This is a genomic window from Herpetosiphon sp. NSE202 (genome assembly GCF_042688385.1).
Taxonomy (GTDB): Bacteria; Chloroflexota; Chloroflexia; order Chloroflexales; family Herpetosiphonaceae; genus Herpetosiphon.
The window spans coordinates 297,716-320,410 of sequence record NZ_JBHUPY010000001.1 but is presented as its reverse complement, the minus strand read 5'-3'; the positions used below and the strand labels follow the sequence as shown (position 1 = coordinate 320,410).

Genomic DNA, 22,695 nt, shown 5'->3' with positions numbered 1-22,695 from the left:
CAATGTCGATCATTCAGAGTACGCTCGATATTCATAGCCCTGAATTTCGCCAAAACGCCGATTTTCATCGTCAATTGGCGGCAGAATTACGTCAACAAACCAAGCAGATTGCCCAAGGTGGCAGTGCTGAAGCTCGCGCCCGTCACGAACGTCGCGGCAAATTGCTTGTCCGCGATCGGATCGAGCGTTTGCTTGACCCGGGCAGCGCTTGGCTCGAAATTGGCACTTTAGCAGCCTGGCAAGTCTACGAAGACGATGTGCCAGCAGCAGGCGTAATTACGGGAATTGGGCGGGTATCGGGCGTTGAGGTGCTGATCGTCGCCAACGATGCGACGGTCAAAGGTGGCACCTACTATCCACTCACGGTCAAAAAACACTTGCGCGCCCAAGAAATTGCGCTGCAAAATCATTTACCCTGTATTTATTTGGTCGATAGCGGCGGGGCATTTTTGCCTTTGCAAGCAGAAGTTTTCCCCGACCGCGAGCATTTCGGGCGTATTTTCTACAATCAAGCCCAAATGTCGGCCTTGGGAATTCCGCAAATTGCCGTCGTGATGGGCAGTTGTACCGCTGGCGGCGCGTATGTACCAGCCATGAGCGACGAAGTTGTGATTGTGCGCGAGCAAGGCACGATCTTTCTTGGTGGCCCGCCCTTGGTCAAAGCAGCAACCGGCGAGATTGTCAGCGCCGAGGATTTAGGCGGAGCTGATGTGCATACCCGCCTTTCGGGCGTTGCCGACCATTTTGCCGACGACGATGAGCATGCCTTGGCGATTACACGCTCGATCGTGGCCAATTTGCAGCATCGCAAAGCCAACCCATGGCCGCTGCGCACGCCGGAAGCGCCGCGCTACGATCCCCAAGAATTGTATGGAATTATTCCCGCCGATACCCGCAAGCAATTTGATGTACGTGAAATTATTGCACGGATCGTCGATGGCTCGCGCTTGGATGAATTCAAGGCGCGCTATGGCACAACCTTGGTGACGGGATTCTCGCACATCTATGGCCATCCAGTTGGCATTTTGGCCAATAACGGCATTTTATTCTCCGAAAGTGCCTTGAAAGCAGCCCATTTTATTGAATTATGCAACGAACGGGCGATTCCGCTGCTGTTTTTGCAAAATATCACTGGCTTTATGGTTGGCCGCGAATACGAGCAACGCGGGATTGCCAAAGACGGAGCCAAAATGGTGATGGCTGTTTCGAATGCTCGCGTGCCAAAATTCACCGTAGTAATTGGTGGCTCGTTTGGGGCTGGCAACTATGGCATGTGTGGCCGAGCCTATAGCCCGCGCCAACTCTGGATGTGGCCAAATAGCCGAATTTCGGTGATGGGTGGCTCACAGGCGGCCAATGTGTTGCTCACCGTGCGCCGCGACGGGTTGCAAGCCAAAGGCCAAGATTTGAGTTTGGCCGAGCAACAAGCCTTTATGCAGCCAATTCTCGATAAATACGAGGCCGAGGGCAATCCGTATTATTCCAGCGCTCGCTTGTGGGATGATGGGATTATCGATCCGGTTGATACGCGGATGAGCTTGGCACTAGGCTTATCGGCAGCAGCCAACGCACCATTGGCCGATGTAAAATATGGTGTGTTCCGAATGTAAGCAGTGGATTGCCCCCTTGATTGACAATCGAGGGGGCTTTTGTTTGATCCACGAAGGTCACGAAGGTCACGAAGCGCCGAAACCGCGAAGAACGCGAAGAGCGCGAAGGACGATAGACCATAGGCAATTGGCTTTTGGCTATGGACTTTTGCTATGCCAACCCATGTCCGATAGCCTTCTGACCAAAGCCAATAGCCCCATTTCTTCGTGCTCTTCGTGCGCTTCGTGGTTAAAACAGCTTTTTGCCTTCTGACTTCATCGCTCATTCTTTCGGTTTTTGCCTTTTGCCTTTTGATTTTCATCCTTCATCCTTCGGTTATACGGTACACTAAGCAGCAATTAACTGAAGGAAACAACCAATGCAACTCGAAATTCTCTACCGCGATGAGCAGATCGTGGTGATTAATAAACCAACTGGCGTGGCAACCCACGCACCCCAAGGTGATTTGGCCTTAACCGATGTTGAACGGGCATTGCGTGCTCAGTTGCAACTTGACTATTTGGCAATTCATCAGCGACTTGATCGCGATACCTCTGGCGTGATGTTGTTCGCGATTGATCCCGCTGCCAACGCCAATTTGGCCATAGCTTTTGCGGAACACACGATTGAAAAAACCTATCAAGCTGTGGTCTATGGCGTGCCCAACCAAGCCCAAGGTGTGATCGATGCAGCAATCGCGCCTGCTGGCGATGGCCTGATGCAGGTCGCGCCAGCCCATGATCGGCGGGGCCAAACAGCAATCACCCATTATCGCGTTGTGGCGAGCAGCCCTGATCGGCGGTTTAGTTTGCTCGAATTGCAACCCAAAACTGGACGCACCCATCAACTGCGGGTGCATTGCGAAGCATTGGGCCATCCGATTGTTGGCGACCAGCTATATGATGTGGCGCGAGCTGCTCCACGGCTGATGTTGCACGCCAGCGAATTGCGTTTCACCCACCCAATTAGCCAAGCAACACTGCATGTTCAAGCGCCAGCGCCAGCCTTATTCGCCCGCGTTGCCCAAGGCTTGCCCGAATTACAGCACAGCAACGAGCCAGCAGAACTCAATGGCTTAATCGAATTGGCTGCTGAACGGCGAGCACCGTTGGTTGCTGACCCTTCCACCACAATCTTTCGGGTATTCCATGGCCCCAGCGATGGCATAACCCATCCATGGTTAAAGGATTGGACGGTCGATAAAGTTGATCAGGTGTTGATTGCGTCGTGCTACAACGAGCAGGTGCGCCAAGTGCCCCAGAGCCTGATCAATGCCTTGGTTGCGCAATGGCAGCCGCAGGCAATCTATGCCAAATATCGCCCGCGCACTGCCGCCAATGTGGATGAGGCGGCAATGGCCGAGCTAGCCCCAACTACACCAGTTTGGGGCACGCCAATTGAGCAAGTAGTGGTGCAAGAAGCAGGCTTACGCTACGAATTACGGCCAAACGACGGCCTGAGCGTTGGCTTGTATGCAGATATGCGCGAGACCCGCCAACGAGTACATAATTTGGTTGCCAACAGCCAATTGCGGGTGCTCAACACCTTTGCCTATACCTGTGGCTTTGGTGTGGCGGCGGTGGCAGCTGCGCCCCAATCAATCGTCACCAATCTCGATCTTTCGCGCCGCTCGTTGGATTGGGGCAAAATTAATTATGGCTTGAACGATTTGGCGGTTGAAGATCGTCAGTTTGTGTTTGGCGATGTGTTCGATTGGCTCAGCCGTTGGGTGCGCCAAGGTCGCCAATTTGATCTGGTGATTCTTGACCCGCCTTCGTTTGCGCGCAATCGGGGCAAGCGTTGGCGCGCTGAAGAACATTACGCCGAACTGGTAGCCTTGGCAGTGCAATTATTGCCAGCCAATGGCCATTTAATCGCCTGCTGCAACCACGTTGGCTTATCGCGGCGGCAATTTCGCGGCCAGGTCGAGCGCGGCATGCAGCAAGGGCGATGGCGAGGAATGATTGAAGCCAATTATCCCGCCTCACCCTTGGATTACCCCGCAGCGTATGGCGAAAGCCACCTTAAAGTTGTGTCGGCGGTTGGCAAAGCCGAGGATTAAACTTCTGGTGTATAGTACAAAGCGGAGCATTTTGCTGTTGAGGTCGGAGCACAATGGAACGTCAACCAATCCAAGTTCGTTTGGCCAGCCACGCCGATTATCCGGCGGTTATTGAGGTAACCTATGCCGCTTATGCTGCTCAGCGCGCCAAAAGCGAACTCTATGCCTATGTCTACACGGAAACGGTCGAGAGCCTGACGGCATCACAGGCCAAGCATCCCAATTGGCAAATTTTGGTCGTTGAAGAGGCAGAGCAGATTGTGGCAGCGGTACGGGTTGGAACCTTCAAACCAACCGACACCGATTTGCATCTTTGGCGTTTGAGTGTCAAGCCTGAAGCCCAAGGCCGTGGCTATGGCAAGCTTTTGGTCCAAACAGTTGAACAATGGGCCAGCGCTCAAGGCTATCAAAGCATTTCGTTGGGTGCGCTCGAAGTTTCGCCCGAAAATCAGGCTATGTACGAGCGTTGGGGCTATCGCTACCACGAACGGCGCGAAATGACCAGCGCACCTGGAAATTTTTACGCCATCCTGCATAAGCCAACTGATCGCAAGCTCAATCAAACCGTGGCCACCTACGAAATAATGGCCGAGGATTATCAGCAACGCCGTGGCGCAGTTGGCCCTTGGGTTTTAGAATCGCTTGATCGATTTAAGCAGCAGCTTGCAGCACCAGCCAAAATTCTCGAAGTTGGCTGTGGGCCGGGCCGCGATGCCCGTTTATTACGCGAGACTGGCTACCACGTGGTTGCGCTTGACCCAACTTGGGCGATGTTACAACTCGCTAAGCAAGCAAAAGTGCCGTTGGTTGCTGGCGATTCGCGGAGTTTGCCAATTGCTGCGGCTAGTGTACAAGGCGTTTGGGCGCAAGCCTCGCTGCTGCACCTGCCGCACCTCGAATTCTCGCTGGCATTAAGCGAGATTACGCGGGTTTTGCAGCCGCACGGGGTTTGCTACCTGAGCCTCAAAGTTGGCGACGGCGAACAATGGCATGCCGATGGCCGCTTATTTGCCTTTCATCAACCAGCAGCAGTCACCAAAGCCTTGGCTGGGGTTGGATTAACCGTGCTTGATCAATGGGTGGTTGAGGCCGATTTGCCCAATAATCCGCCATGGGTCAGGACGATTGCCCACAAGGAGCATGCATGAGCGAAGCAAAAATTCCGTTGACTGCCAAACTATGGTTTGCTTGGGGTCAAAGTTGCACCTATTGGGGCAATCGCACGCTTTCCAAGCAAATCTATCGCTGGGCCTTTGATGCCTATACCCGTGCCCAAAGCTACGCGCCATGGTGGAGCATGCCAGTTTTGCGCCGCGCGGTCATTCGTGGCCGCGAGCTTGATGATTATGCAGGCGCAGTCCGCGATTTCAGCGATTTAATTAAGCAAGATCCTGAGTGGGCCGAGCCATATTTGCAACGCGGCATTTTGCATAGTTTTCATGGCTTGCAATCGGCGGCGCGAGCAATTGCCGATTTTGATCAATTTTTGAAGCTAGCGCCAGCTACTCATACGTGGCGCGCCGATGCCGAGCGCTTGACCGAACGCCTGCGCGAAGATTTGCAAGAACGCGGCTGGAGCGAACAACTCGATTAAGCATCAAGCTCCATTAAAGAAAGCGCGATCAATTAATTGATCGCGCTTTCCGTTTAATGCATCTACGATTAATCGAATTAGGGCAGCACATTATCCAAACGCCATGACGAAGTTTGATTATTCATCGCGCCCATTCCTGGACAGGCTTGGGTGCAATCGATGCGCAATCCGGTCCAATTAGCATGCTCGTAATGCTCAAAGTCGCTACAATTGCTAAACGCTTTGGCCACGCTAATCTGTTCATCCCAGCCAGCTAGCATTGTCGCAAAACCATAACTATAGCCATTGCATCCAGCGAGTTGGCTGGTCGCCCAAATTTGGCTCAGCCCGCCATGCTCAGCTGAAAACTGAATTCCGATAATCAGGTTCTTGGCGGTAACCGCAGGTGCAAGCATGGTCTGGGTCAGCATCTCTGGTGACATATCAGCTGAAAGCGTAACAAAGCCATCGGTTGCATATTCAATTGCCTCATGAAAGCTAGCAAAACAACGAGTATCAGTTATATCGGAGTTTTTGGAATCCTTGCTTTTACTGATTGGCTCGATATTCAAAACACAATGATCATTTGGTGAATGATGCAAACTATCTCCATTTATTGCTGCTGGAATAACTTCACAACCAGCATTCGTTACTCTCGAACTATTTTGCCGATTGATCATTGGCTGAACATTGGCATAACAATTAATAACTGGCGCTTGAATAGCGATTTGATTGGGTTCAGACGTTTGCGCTTGCCTACTGCGTTGCACAACCACAAAACCGATGATGCCGATCACGCTGATCGCTAGTAATACAAAACGTAAACGCATTTAACACCCCTTAACTAGTCTCCTAGATGTGGATTAACGAAGCCATACGGTGCCAGACAGTTAATTAGTGCTGGCGCTGCTCTTGGCGCTTGTTCCAGCAAATATTCGCGAATGATTTGAGCTTCACTTGCCTGCCCACTCCAGACTGCTTGAACCTGCATACTTGAAGCGGTGGTCTGATTTAAGATAATGATCGCTGGTTCAACTCCTTCTATTTGTGCTTGAAGGCTAATCCAAGCGCCGCTACGCTCGATTGACCAAATCTGCTCAAAGCTACCCACTTCTTGTTCAAGTTTTTGGGAAATTGCCACTAAGGCTTGATTTTTAATACTTGTTGCTTGATTTGATGCAGGATAAATCGTTTCCAGCCCATTGCAATCAACTGGTGTTGTTGAAGGCAACATCATATAGCGCCATTGATAATAGTGCTGACCAACATTGCCCATTTCAACTTGCCAACCAAGCGGATTGGCTGGAGTGTAGGTCAATACTCGACGCTCATACAACTGCACCAGCACATCACGCTCAACGTCAGCAACCATAATTCGCGCCCAATAACTTTCGGTAATTGGATGACCCAAAACATACAACCAATCAAATAATGGTTTGGCATTCACCTGCGCGCCTGTTTGATCAATGATTGGCCCCGCTTGGTGCAGATAGTCCCAAAAAACCGCTGGAATATTGATTCCCGTTACATCGTCGTAGGCGGCAATTGCAGTTTCAGGATATTGGGTTGCTTTGCTCGAATCAGTGCCGCCGCCACAATCTTGTTGCCACAAAGCGGTAATTGGCTGGCCAAGTTGCTTCGTTGCTGGCTTGCCAGTCACAAGCTGCGGCTCGCACAGCCCAAAGCCAGCATAGGTTGGGGGCCGATAGGTTGGTGGTGTATTTGCGCTATTCAAATCGCCCGCCACGGGAATTACTGCTGGTTGATAATCGAGAAATGCATCATCGCCAATTTGCAGCTTGCTCGTAACCATTTCTTTGACAATTAAGCCATTGGTAACAAACCATTGATCATGTGGCGCATCGGGATAGCTTATTTCCATGCGACTTTTATCGAAATATTGAACTAGGCGCGCGCCATTTGGGCTTTCTGCATAGGCTTCGTAATGGTTCATTGCTGCTTCTGGCCCCCAAAGCCAGGTGCGACCAACCAAACCTTGTTGAACTAAACCATCGCTACGCTGCCAAATAGCTTTGAAAGCAGCTTGCTCAAAGGCATTGGCTGAGCTAGGCTGCGGCTTTAAGCTAGCAACCAGCAAGAGACTCACGATCGTTACCCAACATATTTTGCGTAATGAATTCAACATATAATCCTGCCATTCCTATATAGATAGAGTGCCAGAAAAAGTAATAGTTGGATGTGAGAAATATATGGTGATGAAAAGAAATTTGCAGCAAATTTGAATCACATTATTGAAGCTGTGAAGGATAGTGCTTAGTGATTTGGCGGCTTCGTTCTCTGCATTGCTATGGTAGCAAATAATCAAATACTATGTCAATGATATAATTCTGATATTTCGCTTGCAAAATACAAACTACGAGAATATTATTTTTCGAGCCAAAATAAACAGAGACCGATTAATCAATATTGATCCATCAGTCTCTGTTTATGTTCAGGCAATTAGTTAATTGAGTTGGTGTTGAGCCAAACAGCTAAATCGCTGTAATCACGATAATGCTGTGCTTGCCAGCCATGGCTTTGGGCCGCAACAACATTGGCTTGGGTATCATCCCAAAAGGCGATGCTCGCAGGCGCTAGCCCTAATTGTTGCGTTGCCAGCGCGAAATAGCAAGGCTCTGGTTTGCGCACGCCAAGGCTTGATGAAGCTAAAATGCCATCGCACCAACGCCACATGCCCAAATCGTGCCAAAGATAGTTGCTACGATGCTGCTCTTGGTTGGTCGCTAAATAGCACTTTATTCCGCGATCGCGCAGCTGTTGCATGGCATTCAACACGCGAGCATCGATCAGGCTTTCTTCGCCAAACCAACGCGCTAAAAAGCTATCGAGATCATGCGGCCAAGGCCATTGGGCAAGGTAGGTAGGCAAAACCTCGCGCAGATCGGCCTTGCCATCGATACACTCCAAAAACACGCCCTGAAAAAACTCACGAGTGTGGGCGCTGGTGATGCCATGTTCGCGCTCCAAGTAGGCAGCAAACCGCAAGCTTGGCACACACAACACGCCATCAACATCAAACAATACAGCTTGGAGCGTGCTCATTATTGCGGCTCAGCAGCTAAAGTGCGTTGAATTTGGTCGATATGGCCAAGCCCATGGTCGGCATAGGTTTCAACCAAATTGAGCAAACTGACTGGGCCATTTTCTGGGTGAAAGCCAGTTCGCTGCCAGGCATCCTCAGGCAATTCGCGCCAAAACTGCACCCAACGGGCATGCAACGAACGCAACAATTGCAACGAAATTTCAACATCAGCTTGCTGCGAATCACCAAAATTGGCCCATAGCTCTTGATCGTATGGTTTGAGGGTTGGGTTTTGCTCGGTAGCGATCAATTTGCAGCGAATGTAGCTATTCATATGTGAATCGGCCAGATGATGAATATTTTGGGCCACGCTCCATTCATTGGCGAGAAATGGGGTGGTCAATTGGCTTGGGCTAAGTGGGCGAACAAGTTCGGTCAATTGAGCTGGTAATTGCTCAATTTGGGCAATCCATTGGTCGCGTTGGGCGCTCATGCTTCTACTCCTGCTAGCGTTGGGCTGGTAACCCCTAAGGTTGCTAAGACTTTGCAATAAACCTCGACAATCACATCATCGCCAGCATCGCGGGCAATATATTCGAAGCCAGGCGAGGCGTTGGCCTCAATCAACCACCATTCGCCATTGCGATCTTGGGCAATATCCAAGCCCGTCCAGCGTAACGGCAGCGCTGCAAATAATGATGCAGCAAAATTGCTGATCGTCGTGTGTAATGCCTGATCATCAATTACCACCGCCTTACCACCATTCCAGTGCAGCGGGCTAAGATTGCCTTCAAACAAGGCTTGGTCGATATTTTTTTCATAGAGCAAAATTAACTGGCCATCCAAAAAAACCGCCCGATATTCGTGGGCAATGTCAATTGTGCCCTGAGCCAAGGCAATATAATCAAAATCTTTGCTTGCGCCATCGAAAATTTTGCCCAACGCACGAATAATAGCCTCGCGGTCGTGGCAACGAAACACATTCAGGCCACCAGAGCCACGATTGCGTTTAATCATCACAGGCAAGGCAAATTTGGCCAACACATCGTCGGCAATTGCCTCGAAGCTATCAAAGGCGCGATATTTGGCAAAGCGCTCTGGCCCAAGCGGGTGAAAATAGGATTCGGTTTGCGGTTGTTTAATAGCAGTGTGGGTCAGAGTATAAAAATAATCTTTATCACGGCAAATCTCGCTCAGCGTGTTGTCGTTGAGCGGAGCCTTCCAATTAACAAACAGCCAATTGCGGGTAGGGCCAACAATCCGCAGGATATTTTCGGTCGAATGCAAATGTTCATACGTCAAACCGAGCCGTTCACAAGCCAGCGACAGCAAACGAATATTCGGGTTCATGGATTGTCCTTAAAAATGAAGGTGGGAACCTCTGGTGGTTGTCTTAGCATACCGCACTCTCCGCCGCTTGCAAGTAGGATTTTAGGCCTTCGGGCACAGCAAATTAGCGTTTCCCAACATATGAATACAACCAACATTTAATCGTAGCGGCACGAAACCTGCTAGTTAATGATCGTTTGCAGAGCGTATCCACATAGCTAGCAACCCCTTTGGAGCCAAGCTGATTAAATTTAGCGCAATAGCAAGCGCTCAAGCGCTTAATTAATGAATTTTTTAAATCTTCAATTTCGTGCTTGTCAATGTTGCCGAATGATGTGATAATGGGGCAACAACCCAGCCTGCAATTTTTGGCACTTGATACTAGAAGCGGGATACTCCGCAGTTGACGTTGTAGGATTACAGCAATGAAATCGTTTGAACATACCCAACTGGGTGAGTATACATTGCAAGAAGAGATTGGCCGTGGTGGGATGGCGCAAGTCTATCGCGCGCAGCACCAAGCCTATGGTCAGGTTGCCTTCAAAGTATTACCACCCTATTTTGCTCACGACAACGATACGCTTCAGCGCTTTATGCGCGAAGCCCGCGCCAATCGCACCTTGCATCACCCGCATATCGTGCAGCTCTACGAAGCCAGCGATATTGCCCAAGCCCAAAATCCCTACCAGCCAATCCATTATATTGCGATGGAATATATTGCTGGGGGAACGCTAGCTGATCGCTTACGCCAACAGCCACAACAGCCGCTCAATGTGACCCTCGAAATGGGCGAGCAAATTGGCTCTGCACTCGACTACGCTCACGGCAAAGGCTTTATTCACCGCGATATTAAACCAAGCAATATTCTGTTTCGCAGCAATGGCCATGCCGTGCTCGCCGACTTTGGGATTGCCTTGGCCAATAATGAAGCGCGCATGACCAAAGCTGGTGGCTTTGCTGGCACAGTTGCTTACACCGCCCCGGAAATCTTCGAGGGCGAAACTGCCGATATGCGCTCGGATATTTATGCGCTTGGCTTGATTTTGTATGAATCATTGGCCGGGCATAACCCCTATGCCAATATCAGCACCAATGCGCAAATTGCAATGAGCAAGATTCTGACTACGCCATTGCCACCATTGCAAGATGTAGCGCCGCATGTGCCGCCGTTAACTGCTGAAATCTTGGCCCAAGCAACTGCCAAAGATCCGATTCGCCGCTTTGCAACCATGTCGGATTTTGTCGAGGCCTTGAAGCAGGCTAAATTCAATCGGGTCAGTGATCGCCCAGCGCAACAATTGAACGCCAGCGGTCGCCCGATGATTCCGATTGCCAATCGACCTGGTGCGCCAAATCGCCCACCACAACGCAATCCGCAGGCAGGCAATAATCAAAACCAAGCCTTTGGTGCTGGAGTAGCAGCCTCAGCAGCAGCCTCGGCGTTGCCCGATGCAGGCGAAGGCACCATGATTTATACGCCACCAGCGGCCAATCCGGTGGTCAATCAACCACCTGCTGCGCCAGTTGAGGCGACCCAAATCTACACGCCGGCTCAGCCAAATCCGGTGGTCAATCAACCACCTGCTGCGCCAGTTGAGGCGACCCAAATCTACACGCCAGCTCAGCCAAATCCGGTGGTCAATCAACCACCTGCTGCGCCGCTCGCTCAACCACCAGTTGATGCAACTCAAATTTACACGCCAGCTCAGCCAAATCCGGTGGTTAATCAACAATCAACAGCGGCTCAAGCGCAGTTGCGTCAAGCCCCAACCACCAAGCCAGATCAAGAAATTCCACGCGCGCCCTCGCAGGCCAATCAGCCTGTGCCAGTAGCGCCAACCGTGCCGCTTGATGATCAAAGCACCATGATGTATACGCCGCATAGTGTGCCCAATCGACCGATTCCAAGTCAAACCAATCAACCGGTCGATAATGAAAGCACGGTTATGTATCCGGCCTATCCAGCAACCGGCAATCAGGCTTACCCGCAAACGGGGAACCAAGCCTATCCACAAACGGGGAACCAAGCCTATCCGCAAACGGGGAACCAAGCCTACCCACAAACCGGTAATCAGGCTTATCCACAAACGGGTAATCAGGCCTATCCACAAACGGGTAATCAGGCCTATCCAGCCATGGGTGGGGCTTCGCTATCGAATGAGCCGATGCCGAAGAAAGGTCCAGCGCGGCCAATTAATGCCCAACGGATTGAGCTAGCGCGGCCTGCTGCTGCGCCAGTCGCCCAATCGTTTGAAGCAGATTATGCTGATGCGCCACCGCCATATGCAATGCCACCGAAGGCCTCGCCAGTTGGCAAAGCCAAAGATTTCTTCCGTTCACCAAAAGTTCTTGTAGCTTTGGGTAGTGCACTTTTAGCGTTGCTTGTGATTGCATTTTTGAGCTTTGGTCGCGGCAAAGACGATCCGAATATTGCGAGCGTTGCAACTGCAACCTCGGATGCCAGCGTTGCTGGTGGCGATGTTACACCAACTGCAACGACCACAACCACTGCTGCGGCAACGCCAACTGCCGAGCAAACTAGCGATCCGCAAGAAGCCAAACGCCTAGAATATGTGGTTGGCCAAGAAGCCTATGCCCAACAAGATTGGCCAAAAGCTGCCGCCGCCTTCGATAAAGTGCTTGCAATCGACCCAGCCTATCTTGATTTGAGCAATATTGGCTCGGCAACCTACTATAACTGGACGATCAACGAATTGACTGGCCCTGACAAAGTGGCGAGTGGGCTTGAGATTTTGAATAAAACCTTTAGCTTTAAGCCCGACCACCAACCAGGCACCAACTTAGCCAAAGTGCTGAATCTGTATCGCAATGGCCAGACGGCTGCCGAACAACAAGATTGGCAAGCAGCAATCAACGCCTATCGCGAAGCCCAAAATGCTGGCAGCGGCGAATTTGGCGATCTGATGGGCAAGCTACAAACCGTCAAACAGCTGTATGAAGCCTATCTTGGCCGTGGTCGCCAGCTTGAAGAAGCAGGCAATATCGAGGGAGCCAATGCGATCTATCGCGAGGCTGCTGGCCTGCAAGCGCTTGATGGCAATTTAGATGTAGCCACAGCCAATAGCCGCATTCGCGCGACGGCTCCAACCGAGGTTCCAGCCACGCCAACGCGACCAGCACCACCAACCGCCGTGCCAGTGGCCCAACGCCTGTACTTCCAAAAGTATGCAGAAAACGCGGTTGATCCAACCTGTTTTGCGGTGCACATTCGCGGCGTGGGTACCAATGGTTGGTTTGTCGCGGTTGATGGTTTGGGTAATCGCGGCAACGTCGACGGCGCAGGCAACACCAATGTCTGTGGGCTAGCGGCCAGCCAAGAAGTGACCTTCACGGTCTACAATGCCCAAGGTGGGGCAGTCCCAGGTGGCGGCGGGATTCCAACCCGTGGCGGCGACTTGATGACTGGCTATTGGCAATAACCATCTATACCATTTTTATATAGACCAAAAGTACCTTGCAAAATCCCCTAGTGCTATGTTGATAGCCTAGGGGATTTTTGCGACTCAATTATTCATCACAACCCATAGCATGTTTTTTGAAAATGAGCTATTTCAAAATTTAGGCAAATTTTAAAATTGGTACTCATAAGACGCTAAATTTCGCATCAAAATGTATCTAAATAGAAAATAGATCCAACATACAGTGCTATGGAAACCTAGCAAAATCAAAATCAAGCTTGCATGGTAGGAAAAATAATGTGATAATACTTCAATCATTCAATCAGTCTATAGTTCAAACGAACAGGTTCTTGAGCACTTACAAGCGGCGTTAGCTGTCTTTTAGGGCTAATTGCTTGTGATGATTTCCAGTTATTCAACGTTACGGTTAAGGGGCCAGTATGAGTAACTCAGCACACACCAATCAAGAAGCGGGAATATATTCCAATCACAATTTTGAAGAATTTCAGGTGCAGCACAAAATTGGCACCGGTGGCATGGCCGAGGTCTATCAAGCCTTCCATCCAGTCTATCAAACTGTGGCCTTCAAAGTGTTGCGACCATTGGCCCTCAGCGATGACGAGATGGTGCATCGTTTTTTTCATGAAGCCAAGCTGGTACGTCAACTCCATCACCCGCATATTGTGGCAATTTACGCTACCAACCAAACCTGGTTTGCTCCGGTTCAGCAATATATTCCCTTTATCGCCATGGAGCATATTCCCAATGGCACCCTAACCGCGCGCTTGCAGCAACAACCACAACAGCTTTTGAAAACAGCACTGCAAGTCGTCAAACAAATTGGTTCGGCCCTTGATTATGCCCATGGCAAGGGCTTTATTCACCGCGATATTAAGCCAGCCAATATTTTATTTCGTAACAATGGTGATGCCGTATTGACCGATTTTGGGATTGCGCTGGCCCAAAATCAGGCTCGCATGACCAGAGTTGGTGGCTTTGTGGGCACGGTTGCCTATAGTGCGCCCGAGGTATTTGCTGGCACTACGCCTGATCATCGGGCTGATATTTATGCCTTGGGCTTGATTTTGTATGAGATGTTGGCTGGCAAACACCCATATTGGTATGAAACCGATAGCAATGAACGGATAACAATTAATCGGATTCAACAGGCAGAATTACCATCATTACGGCAATTTGCACCCCATATTCCTCCAGCAATTGTCAACGTGATCCATCAAGCGGTTGCGAGTAACCCTAATGAGCGCTTTGCAACTATGGGCGAGTTTCTTGAAGTCCTTGAAAAAACCCGCTATACAAATTCGCAAACCAATATTCCCGTGGCCGACCATGTTACGGTTATGCAACGTGGGCCGAGCCACTCAAATGTAGCCTTGCACAAACCAGCAACCAATGAAAATGCCATTGCGACTGTTTATCAGCCAGCCAGCCAGCCCAACTTCAACCATGGGCCACATTCAACGCCAAACCAAGCAATTCAGCAACCTTACCAGCCAGCCAGCCAGCCCAATTTCAACCATGGGCCACACTCAATGCCAAATCAAGCAGTTCAGCAATCTTACCAGCCATCGAGCCAAGTCAATTTCAACCCACATTCAGTTCCAAATTCGCAGACAAATTTCATGCCATCAGGCTATGTGCTATCAACGCCAAACCCATGGCAAACCAAGAAACGTTGGACGCTGATTGGCGCTAGCGTAGTTGGATTAATACTCATCTTTTTCATCATTACGAATTTTGTTGGCGATACATCGGCTAAGCCAAACCCCAAAAATCCCAGTCCAGATGGCATTGAAGAAGGATCACCGCAAGCCCAAGCAACAATAACCCTTGAGGTCCAAGCAACACCCCCAGCGGTAGGTAGTCAGCCAACCTCAATTGGCGCTGAAGAACGAAGCGACCCACAAGAAGCCAAGCGCTTAGAATATGTGGTTGGCCAAGAAGCCTATGCCCAGCAAGATTGGCCAAAAGCAGCCCAGGCGTTTAATCAGGTCTGGGAGATTGATAAAGACTATCTTGAGCTTAAAAGTATTGGCTCGGCTACCTATTTTAATTGGGCACTCAGCACGTTGACGAATCCAGATGCTGTTGACATGAGCAAGCAATATCTCGCCGAGGCCTTTCGTTTTGAGCCTAATCATGCGTTGGCCAAACAGCTTGATCAATTGCTCGGCAGTTATCAAGCGGGTAAACAAGCATTCAGCGCCGGTGAGTGGGATAGTGCAATCGATCAGTTGGATCAAAGCTTGGCCCAAATTAATTCGACGCAGGAATTCGCACGATTAAAAAACGATTTAGCGGTGATCGATGTAATGCTCAAGGCCTATCTCGCGAAGGGCCAGAATTTTGAAGAAACTGGCCAACTAGCCAAAGCTCGTGAAGTCTATAGTTTGGCCTTAGAGTTAGCACAGGATGCACCGAATATCGATGTAGGCGACTTGCGTGCTCGTTTACGCGCAATTTCGCCTACCGCAGTGCCAGCCACACCAACGCGGCCAGCACCACCAACTGCCGTGCCAACTACCGCAAAAACACAACGTTTGTACTTCCAAAAGTACGCAGAAAACGCGGTTGACCCAACCTGTTTTGCGGTGCATATTCGCGGCCTGAGTACCAATGGCTGGTTTGTTGCTGTCGATGGGCTGGGCAATCGCGGCAACGTCGACGGCGCTGGCAATACGAATGTCTGTGGATTGGCGGCCAGCCAAGAAGTGACCTTCACGGTCTACAATGCCCAAGGTGGGGCAGTCCCAGGTGGCGGCGGGATTCCAACCCGTGGCGGCGATTTGATGACAGGCTATTGGCAATAACTCAGCTGACAGCAACGAACCGCAATCGAAAACAATCGCGGCTCATTCACCTTTAAGTTTGCTGGAGTTGCTGTTGGGCAAGCAGTCGTACATAGCAATTGCCATCGTTGGCGAGTTGCTCGAGCACAGCGCGTGGGCAACTCGGGTTTTCTGCCAAGGTAGCTCGTCCAAGCCACCATGGCGAGTTAACCGCCTTGGCCAAATGCTCAATTGGCGTAGCAGGATGACCGCATGCCAGCAGATGCAACCATGGGTCAAGCGCATACAAGGCTTCGATTAATGCCCGTTGGCGAACTTGTTGGCCAATTTCTGGCGCAATGTGCTGGTTCTGAAGCACGGTTTGGCGCGCAAGCGAAGCCTGATCTTGGGCCAAAAGCGCTAAAATTTCAGGAGTTGCAACCGGATTACGGGCTGCGGCCAAGCGAATTGGCAACCCCGACCAGCTGTGATCGCGAGCCAGCGTCAACAATAATTTTGGCGTAATGCTGGGGTTGCTGGCCAATGCCGCCCGAACATGCTGCGAATCATCAAGCTCCAATAGTTGATGAACAGTCCGCGGGGTTGCTGGATTCTGCGCTACGACAAGCCGAATTTTTGGCTCATTGTCTTCGGCCAAAATTGCGAGGCCTTTAACATCATTGGAATGCGCAACTTGCAGGCGCTGAGCAAATGGCGCATCAAGCAGGGTGGCATATTTTGGGCTGAAATCAAGTGTTTGTGGCTCAAATGCTGGCGTGCTGCTGGCCGAAACTTGCATAAAGAGGCGTTGATGCTGCTCAAGGCTCGATTGGCGCAGCCAGCCTAACATTGGCTCGTTGATGGCGTTCAAACGCAGCAATTCGTGCAATAGGATAGTTGCTTCGGCTGCTGGCAACGTAACCTGCTGCTTATGGGTTTGATACTGAGCATACCAATCAGCAGCCAACCCTGGATTCGAGCCAATATGCAATTCCACAGTTTGCGCAATTGCTGGGCTAATGGTGCGAATCAAGGCCAAACGATGCGCTGGAATGTTGGCGTAGCGTAGCAACTGCAATACGTGCAGCGGCTCAATCTGGTGGAACAAGTCGGGCTCGGCCAAAAGCCACGAATCCAACGCTGGATTAGCAAAGAAGGCAACAGGAACAGCGGTAGCAAATTCCAAAGCGATCAGCGCTGGAGTATTGGGGTTGGCAACCAAGGCTTCGACTACAGGCGAGGCATTGCCCCGCTCTAGGAAAATCGCTAGCGGGCCTTGCGGTGCAAGCGTCGTAAGATAATGCAAGCTTGTGCTAGGTTGAATCGAATGCGATGCTTGAACAAGCTTAAGCCATTCGGCGAGCGCCTGCAGTTGCGCGGGAGTGGAGGTACGATCGAGGGCAAGCGTGAGCATGGCTGGTTGATCAAACTGGGTCAAATCGAGCATAATCGCTCCTCTCGTGCCAAATTTACGAAGAACGTGCTACAATCAGGGTTGCTTAATTACGATGGAGTATACCCCATGTTTAGCTCAAGTCGCTTGACCCTGCGCTCTGTTGGCCAAGAAGATCTGCCAATCTTTCATCAATGGTGGGGTGATCCTGAGATTATGGCCTTGCAGACTGATGGTGATATTCGGTTGCGCCATGAACCAACTAATGTGATGATGTTTGACCATTGGTTTCGCGATGGTGGCAGCGATGTTGGCTTCTCGATTGAACTGACAGCCACTGGTCAATTGATTGGCTTCACCAATGTTTGGGGCGCGCAATTGAAAAATCGCTCGGCAGAATTGGGCATTATGCTCGATCGAGCGTTTTGGGATAATGGCTATGGCACCGAGGCAATGCACTTGGTGGTGCGCTATGTCTTTGCTGAGCTTAATTTTCATCGCTTGCAATTGACCGTGCGCGATTACAACCAACGTGCTCAGCACGTGTATAGCAAAGTTGGCTTCCAAGTGGCTGGGCGTTTGCGCCAAATCAATTTTCGTAATGGGCGTTGGCACGACGACATTGTGATGGACTTGTTGCAGGACGAATATTTGGCTACTCATGGCGCTTATCCAGCTAGCCCAACCATGCCCTAAATAGCTATAGACCAATGGCAACTTCGTGGTATAGTGATAGACAATCGCGACATGAACCGCGCCTGATTTTTCGGCGCGGTTTTGTATTAGCTTAAAACTCAGAGGATGTTGTGGAAACGCTGCTCTCGATTATTGAAATTTGTGCCACGATTGCCTTTGCCATTTCGGGCATTATTACTGCTCGCCGCCGTTCATTCGATTTAATCGGTGTGTATACGGTGGCATTTGTAACCACCTTTGGCGGTGGGACAGTACGGGATATTTTGCTTGATCGTCGCCCATTCTATTGGGTGCAACAGCCGATTTACCCAATGTTGATGTTGGCGTTGGCAATTGGCTCGTTTTTTGTGGCCAAAGCCGATTGGGTTGCGCTGACCGAAAAGGCAATTATGATTCCCGATGCCTTTGGCTTGGGCTTGTTTACGGCGGTTGGCGTGGCCTATGGCCTCGAAGCCTCAATGCCAGCCTTCATCGCCGCCTTGATGGGCGTGATTACGGCCTCGGTTGGGGGTATGCTGCGCGATATTTTGTGCAATGAAATTCCCTTGGTGTTTCAGCGCAGCACCCAATTGTATGTAACCTGCGCTTTTGTTGGCGCATGTGGCTATCTGTTGTGTACCTATCTTAATTTTGATGCGTTGGCGGTATTGGTATGTACTGGCATTACTGCTGCAATGCGCTTGGGAGCAGTGCGCTACGATTGGACGCTACCGATCTAGGCGTTGCAACGCGGCCAATGCACTTTCCTGAATCATGGTGTGATAGAGGCTAGCTTCCAAGCCAATGAGGCTAGTCAAGCACAGTTGATAATGTTGCACCGCGAGGGCCAGCTGACCAGTTTGTTCATACGACCAAGCCAAATTCAAATACAGCGATGGCAGAAAATCGCTGATTGCTGCATGTTCAACCAAACGTGCCTGTTCGAGCGCAATTTGGTTCCATTCGAGCATAATCATTGGTGGTTGATGGCGGGCACAATAATGGGCCGCGATGCAGCCATCCAAGGCAGTTTGGCGGATGCTCCAAGCTTGTTGATAGGCTGCTTGGGCGGTAGCAATCTGATCGTGCATTTCGGCCTGTACCCCGCGAATACACAATTGCACGATTGGGTTCGTTTGGTCAAGCAAAATATTACTCATAGCGAAAGCGTTTGGCGGCTAAGCGTCGCCAACGCCGCTGCCGGTGGCGATAAAAAACTTGAGCAAAGAGCCAAATGATTGGAGTTAGCCAGCCCGCCTCAACCACCACATGGTCACGATAGCGCGTGCTTGTGCCTTCAACCGCAACCTCAATCGTATGATCCCAGCGTTTGATCAGGCGGCTATGGCCATTATCGCGCAACGTAAATGGATGCTGCTGCGGATGCGAAATCACAATTGCCTGTTTGCCGCAGGGAATCAGGCCAAATAAGCGTAGCTCGACCCAATACGTGCCATCGTGCCAAATCGTTGGCAGCTGGCTTGGGTGTTTGGGCACAAACGTAACCAATGGTTTGGCCACATATTCTAAAAGGCGTGATGTCGTGACATGCTCAATCGCGGTGCTGGCAGCACAATCCAAGCGCGTAGAAATATCAACAATCATACCAACAACCCTTAGCGAGTGGAGCAGCATTGCTCCTAAGCTCTACCTTACAACCTTGAATGCTACCCGGCAAGCCCCAAATCCAGCATTTTGTCAATATTGTTCAAACATTCTCCACAACTTTTTCATAGCCAGTTGCTAGAATACAGCTCAAGCAAGCCCAAATCGCCAGTGGATGTTGCATTTTGCCTCGAAGCGTTGGGCTTGCCGCTAACTTTCTTGTGAAAGAGGATGGATATGTTGTATCCAGTTTGGTTTAGCTGGCCGTGGAGCCGCAATATCGTTGGCCAACTTCGCCGCATCTACCATTTTTGCGAGCCATTATGAGCTTACTACAAGAGTTGTTGCGTTATCTCTGATGATTTTGATAGCCCTACTTCGCGATAAATTTCAAGCAATTCGCCATAGGTTGATGGCTCGCCGATTAACGACCAAAATTCCTGTCCAATCACAACGGCATTCGTAAAGTCAGTATATTTTTTGACAATACTATAGGTGTAGCTAGCACGAGTAGCGCCCCAAGGATTGTAGGCCATTGCATAAAAGGCATGGCTTGGTGAAGGAGCGTTTTGTTTTATCGCATAAATTCGTAATAACCGTTGCATAACTTCAAGGCATTGACCTTTATTTGGTTTTGGTGATTTTATTTCGAAGAACAATTCGCTACCATCGTGGCGTTGAATATAGAGATCTGCTCGAACAATATGGTTTTCGGCTATACCATTCAATCGTGTTGATTGAAGCTGCTCAAGCATTTGATTAATTGATGGAATTTGACGCTGTTGATTACGATCGATATTTGAAATCAAGACATCGATTGTGGCCCATAGTGCTTGATCAAGCGATGCTTGAATATCATAGCTACGCAGCGCAATTGCATGATGATCAAGCGCAATTAAGCGAGCTCATTCCTCAAATGTTGAGCCAAGCCCCGTACTTAAACTGCGCTCAAAACGATTTAAGCGCATAATTGCTGATGGTATGATCGATGCATGAAACGGCTTCAGATCACCATCTGATGATAGAGAGGCCAAATAACTATCAACATCATGAAACTCACGCACGTTTCGTCGGGTATACACTGCTAATTGCTGTTCGATAAAACTATTGAGATAAGCTTTAATTTTATCGCGCGTAATCGGATTAATTGCCATAGTCTAAACCTCACACAATTCTTGATCAAATAATTTTATACTTTGCAAAGCTTTACCAAGAGCAACAATAACTGGTGGAGCAACGCTATTACCAATTAAGCGGAAATTCGCCGCTTGATTGGAATGAAACTTAAACGTGGCAGGAAAGCCTTGCAAACGAGCGGCTTCATTTACGGTAATTTTTCGATAGCGTTTAGGAATTAACACTTGCTGAATAAAATTATGTTTATATTCCTCTGCATTAGCGCCACTAACGCTAATTTCAGCAATTTCATCGTGCATACCACGTGCAGTTAAAGTACCAAAAAAACGCGCATTCGGCAAAAAAATTCGGTATGTTCCGTCAATTCCGCCAGATAAGCGCCGATTGAAAAACTCGTATTTACCATCAGCATACTGACGTAAAATCCGTTTTCCTACCAATGCTTGTAGCTCTGATTCAGCTAAACCAGCAACCAATTCAGCTATATCCTGATAGCTCATCGGGTTACCATCGCAATCGCCATAGCGTTGATTGCGTCGATTACGCATAATGATCGTACAAATCTGTTTTTCACGCTCGGTTGTGGGGTATATTTCCCAGCTATGAATACTTGTTGGTCCATTACGAATATCATTAAGAATAAAAAAATCGTTTACTGCACCACGTGGTGTTAGTTTATTAAAACCGACCTCAATTCGTTCACCAAATAAATTGCGCTGAATTGGAATTGATGATGCAGTCATTGATGGTGCTTGAAGATTATCCAAAATCTGATAAAGCTTTTTATCAGACTCAGCATATTCTGGAAATGAAAAATCAAATATACCTAGTTTTTGATGAACACCGATAATAAAAACTCGATCACGATTTTGGGCAACGCCATAATCAAATGAATTTAATAGCTTATAGTAAATGCTATAACCTAACTCTTTGAAACTATCAAGAATACTTTCTAAACATAAGCGATTACGTGGATCAACTAAGCCTTTGACATTTTCAAAAATAAAAGCTTTTGGTTGATTAATTCGCACTAAACGAATAACATCAGCCCATAATTGCCCACGTGGGTCATCAAACGCTTGATTTTTACCTGCAATTGACCATGGTTGACATGGTACTCCACCAACAAGCACATCGTGAGCAGGTAATTGCTGAATTGCCTTAATATCTCCTAAATTATGCTCTGCACTATCAACAGGCCAGTTTTGGCGATAAACCTTAATCGCCTGTTGATCGATTTCAGCTGAGGCAACACAAATACCACCAGCCGCCTCAAGGCCAAGTCGAAAACCGCCAATGCCAGCAAACAAGTCAATAAACCGAAATTGTTTCATAACCATCTTCCATGTGTGATGTATGTTCGATATTTTAGAACAGCTTGGCGATCTGTCAAAATTAATAGCGAATTGGGTCACAATTCACCAGCACGCCTCGATCAACATCCCCAATTAAACAACCAACGGAGAGCCGAAGCTCCCCGCTGAAATCAAAAACTCGCGGCAAATTTACAATTTAAGCGCTTCAGCAACATCATTCACCAGAATGGTGTATTCGCCTGGTTGGAGTTGTGCATCAACTTGAATTGTGGTGCTAAACGGTGAGATTTCTTGGGTACACATTGCATCTTTTGGCCGAATTGTGGTTACTTCGATTTTAATCGTGTTGCCTTCAACCGCTTGCTTGGCTTCGTGGAATGCGGTGCAGCCATCGTTGAGCATGCCGTTAATTTCAACCATTACTTGGGGCGGCATCGATTCCTTGACCGTAACTGATACACTCTCAATCATCATCAGGCCAATTTCGCTTTGGGCTAGATCAGGGGTTGGATAGCTCGCGCTATCGGTTGTGGGGGTTACCGCAACTGTCGCAGTTGGCGCAGTCGTTGGTGTGCTTTGTGCGGTGCCGCATGCTGCTAAAACGGAGGTCAATACGAGCAGCAAAATTCCCTTACGCATTCGGTAAAACTCCTTAATTAGAATTGGCGTTGTGCCAACCTCACTGCGAGATCAACGTTAGGATAGCAGATTTTGTTCCTACCCTTGGTTGATCCACGAAGCGCACGAAGAGCATGAAGATTATTTTT

General features: G+C 49.3%; 18 protein-coding genes and 1 pseudogene. 8 read left to right on the top strand and 11 right to left on the bottom strand.

Translation table 11 applies throughout. From position 1 onward, the window contains the following. Window positions 1–2 precede the first annotated feature (2 nt). The 4 genes from ACFMKP_RS01325 (at window position 3) to ACFMKP_RS01310 (ending at window position 5,246) form a co-directional block, all read left to right on the top strand. Window positions 3–1,610 carry a carboxyl transferase domain-containing protein gene (locus tag ACFMKP_RS01325; protein ID WP_382288358.1) on the top strand — a complete coding sequence of 536 codons (1,608 nt, stop codon included), beginning with the start codon at window positions 3–5 and terminating at the stop codon, window positions 1,608–1,610. Between the two features lie 359 nt (window positions 1,611–1,969). After that, window positions 1,970–3,652, top strand: coding sequence for an RluA family pseudouridine synthase (locus ACFMKP_RS01320; protein WP_382288356.1), 1,683 nt, complete (start codon window positions 1,970–1,972; stop codon window positions 3,650–3,652). A gap of 53 nt (window positions 3,653–3,705) precedes the next feature. Next, window positions 3,706–4,800 (top strand): GNAT family N-acetyltransferase, encoded by a 1,095-nt coding sequence (locus tag ACFMKP_RS01315; RefSeq protein WP_382288354.1) that lies wholly within the window; start codon window positions 3,706–3,708, stop codon window positions 4,798–4,800. After that, window positions 4,797–5,246: a hypothetical protein gene (locus tag ACFMKP_RS01310; RefSeq protein WP_382288352.1), complete on the top strand. Its 450-nt coding sequence runs from the start codon at window positions 4,797–4,799 to the stop codon at window positions 5,244–5,246. Before ACFMKP_RS01315 ends, ACFMKP_RS01310 begins: the two co-directional genes overlap by 4 nt. A 77-nt stretch (window positions 5,247–5,323) precedes the next feature. On the opposite strand, the gene ACFMKP_RS01305 is transcribed toward ACFMKP_RS01310, so the two are convergent. The 5 genes from ACFMKP_RS01305 to ACFMKP_RS01285 form a co-directional block, all read right to left on the bottom strand. Continuing rightward, window positions 5,324–6,055, bottom strand: a complete 732-nt coding sequence (locus ACFMKP_RS01305) for a hypothetical protein (RefSeq protein ID WP_382288350.1) — start codon at window positions 6,053–6,055, stop codon at window positions 5,324–5,326. A gap of 14 nt (window positions 6,056–6,069) precedes the next feature. After that, the gene (locus ACFMKP_RS01300; protein WP_382288349.1) at window positions 6,070–7,332 is read right to left on the bottom strand and encodes a hypothetical protein; all 1,263 of its coding nucleotides are present in this window, start codon (window positions 7,330–7,332) and stop codon (window positions 6,070–6,072) included. Window positions 7,333–7,685: 353 nt separating this feature from the next. Next, window positions 7,686–8,288 (bottom strand): HAD-IA family hydrolase, encoded by a 603-nt coding sequence (locus tag ACFMKP_RS01295; protein WP_382288347.1) that lies wholly within the window; start codon window positions 8,286–8,288, stop codon window positions 7,686–7,688. Beyond that, complete coding sequence (locus ACFMKP_RS01290; protein WP_382288345.1) at window positions 8,288–8,761, bottom strand: YfiT family bacillithiol transferase; 474 nt, start codon at window positions 8,759–8,761, stop codon at window positions 8,288–8,290. The genes ACFMKP_RS01295 and ACFMKP_RS01290 overlap by 1 nt, the downstream gene beginning before the upstream one ends. After that, window positions 8,758–9,618, bottom strand: a complete 861-nt coding sequence (locus ACFMKP_RS01285; RefSeq protein ID WP_382288342.1) for a RimK family alpha-L-glutamate ligase — start codon at window positions 9,616–9,618, stop codon at window positions 8,758–8,760. Before ACFMKP_RS01285 ends, ACFMKP_RS01290 begins: the two co-directional genes overlap by 4 nt. A 404-nt stretch (window positions 9,619–10,022) precedes the next feature. Here ACFMKP_RS01285 and ACFMKP_RS01280 point away from each other — a divergent pair, with 404 nt between their 5' ends. Beyond that, window positions 10,023–13,037 carry a protein kinase gene (locus tag ACFMKP_RS01280; RefSeq protein ID WP_382288340.1) on the top strand — a complete coding sequence of 1,005 codons (3,015 nt, stop codon included), beginning with the start codon at window positions 10,023–10,025 and terminating at the stop codon, window positions 13,035–13,037. 419 nt (window positions 13,038–13,456) lie between these two features. After that, window positions 13,457–15,844 carry a protein kinase gene (locus tag ACFMKP_RS01275; protein WP_382288338.1) on the top strand — a complete coding sequence of 796 codons (2,388 nt, stop codon included), beginning with the start codon at window positions 13,457–13,459 and terminating at the stop codon, window positions 15,842–15,844. 52 nt (window positions 15,845–15,896) lie between these two features. Here ACFMKP_RS01275 and ACFMKP_RS01270 read toward each other — a convergent pair whose 3' ends face one another. Then, window positions 15,897–17,249, bottom strand: a complete 1,353-nt coding sequence (locus tag ACFMKP_RS01270; protein WP_382288336.1) for a hypothetical protein — start codon at window positions 17,247–17,249, stop codon at window positions 15,897–15,899. 75 nt (window positions 17,250–17,324) lie between these two features. On the opposite strand from ACFMKP_RS01270, the gene ACFMKP_RS01265 reads away from it, so the two are divergent. Together ACFMKP_RS01265 and ACFMKP_RS01260 are read left to right on the top strand one after the other, a co-directional pair. Beyond that, window positions 17,325–17,891, top strand: a complete 567-nt coding sequence (locus ACFMKP_RS01265) for a GNAT family N-acetyltransferase (RefSeq protein WP_382288333.1) — start codon at window positions 17,325–17,327, stop codon at window positions 17,889–17,891. 110 nt (window positions 17,892–18,001) lie between these two features. After that, the gene (locus tag ACFMKP_RS01260) at window positions 18,002–18,610 is read left to right on the top strand and encodes a trimeric intracellular cation channel family protein (RefSeq protein WP_204754919.1); all 609 of its coding nucleotides are present in this window, start codon (window positions 18,002–18,004) and stop codon (window positions 18,608–18,610) included. On the opposite strand, the gene ACFMKP_RS01255 is transcribed toward ACFMKP_RS01260, so the two are convergent. From ACFMKP_RS01255 to ACFMKP_RS01235, 5 genes and pseudogenes are all read right to left on the bottom strand, one after another. After that, on the bottom strand, window positions 18,599–19,030 hold the full coding sequence (locus ACFMKP_RS01255) for an rRNA adenine methyltransferase (protein ID WP_382288330.1): 432 nt from the start codon (window positions 19,028–19,030) through the stop codon (window positions 18,599–18,601). The two genes, ACFMKP_RS01260 and ACFMKP_RS01255, sit on opposite strands and share 12 nt — an antisense overlap. Then, window positions 19,023–19,475, bottom strand: coding sequence for a hypothetical protein (locus ACFMKP_RS01250; protein ID WP_382288328.1), 453 nt, complete (start codon window positions 19,473–19,475; stop codon window positions 19,023–19,025). The genes ACFMKP_RS01255 and ACFMKP_RS01250 overlap by 8 nt, the downstream gene beginning before the upstream one ends. Before the next feature lie 332 nt (window positions 19,476–19,807). Then, a pseudogene (locus ACFMKP_RS01245) lies at window positions 19,808–20,629 on the bottom strand (TdeIII family type II restriction endonuclease). Between the two features lie 3 nt (window positions 20,630–20,632). Beyond that, window positions 20,633–21,946 (bottom strand): DNA cytosine methyltransferase, encoded by a 1,314-nt coding sequence (locus tag ACFMKP_RS01240; RefSeq protein ID WP_382288326.1) that lies wholly within the window; start codon window positions 21,944–21,946, stop codon window positions 20,633–20,635. Window positions 21,947–22,117: 171 nt separating this feature from the next. Beyond that, window positions 22,118–22,567 carry a hypothetical protein gene (locus tag ACFMKP_RS01235; RefSeq protein WP_382288323.1) on the bottom strand — a complete coding sequence of 150 codons (450 nt, stop codon included), beginning with the start codon at window positions 22,565–22,567 and terminating at the stop codon, window positions 22,118–22,120. Between the last annotated feature and the right edge of the window lie 128 nt (window positions 22,568–22,695).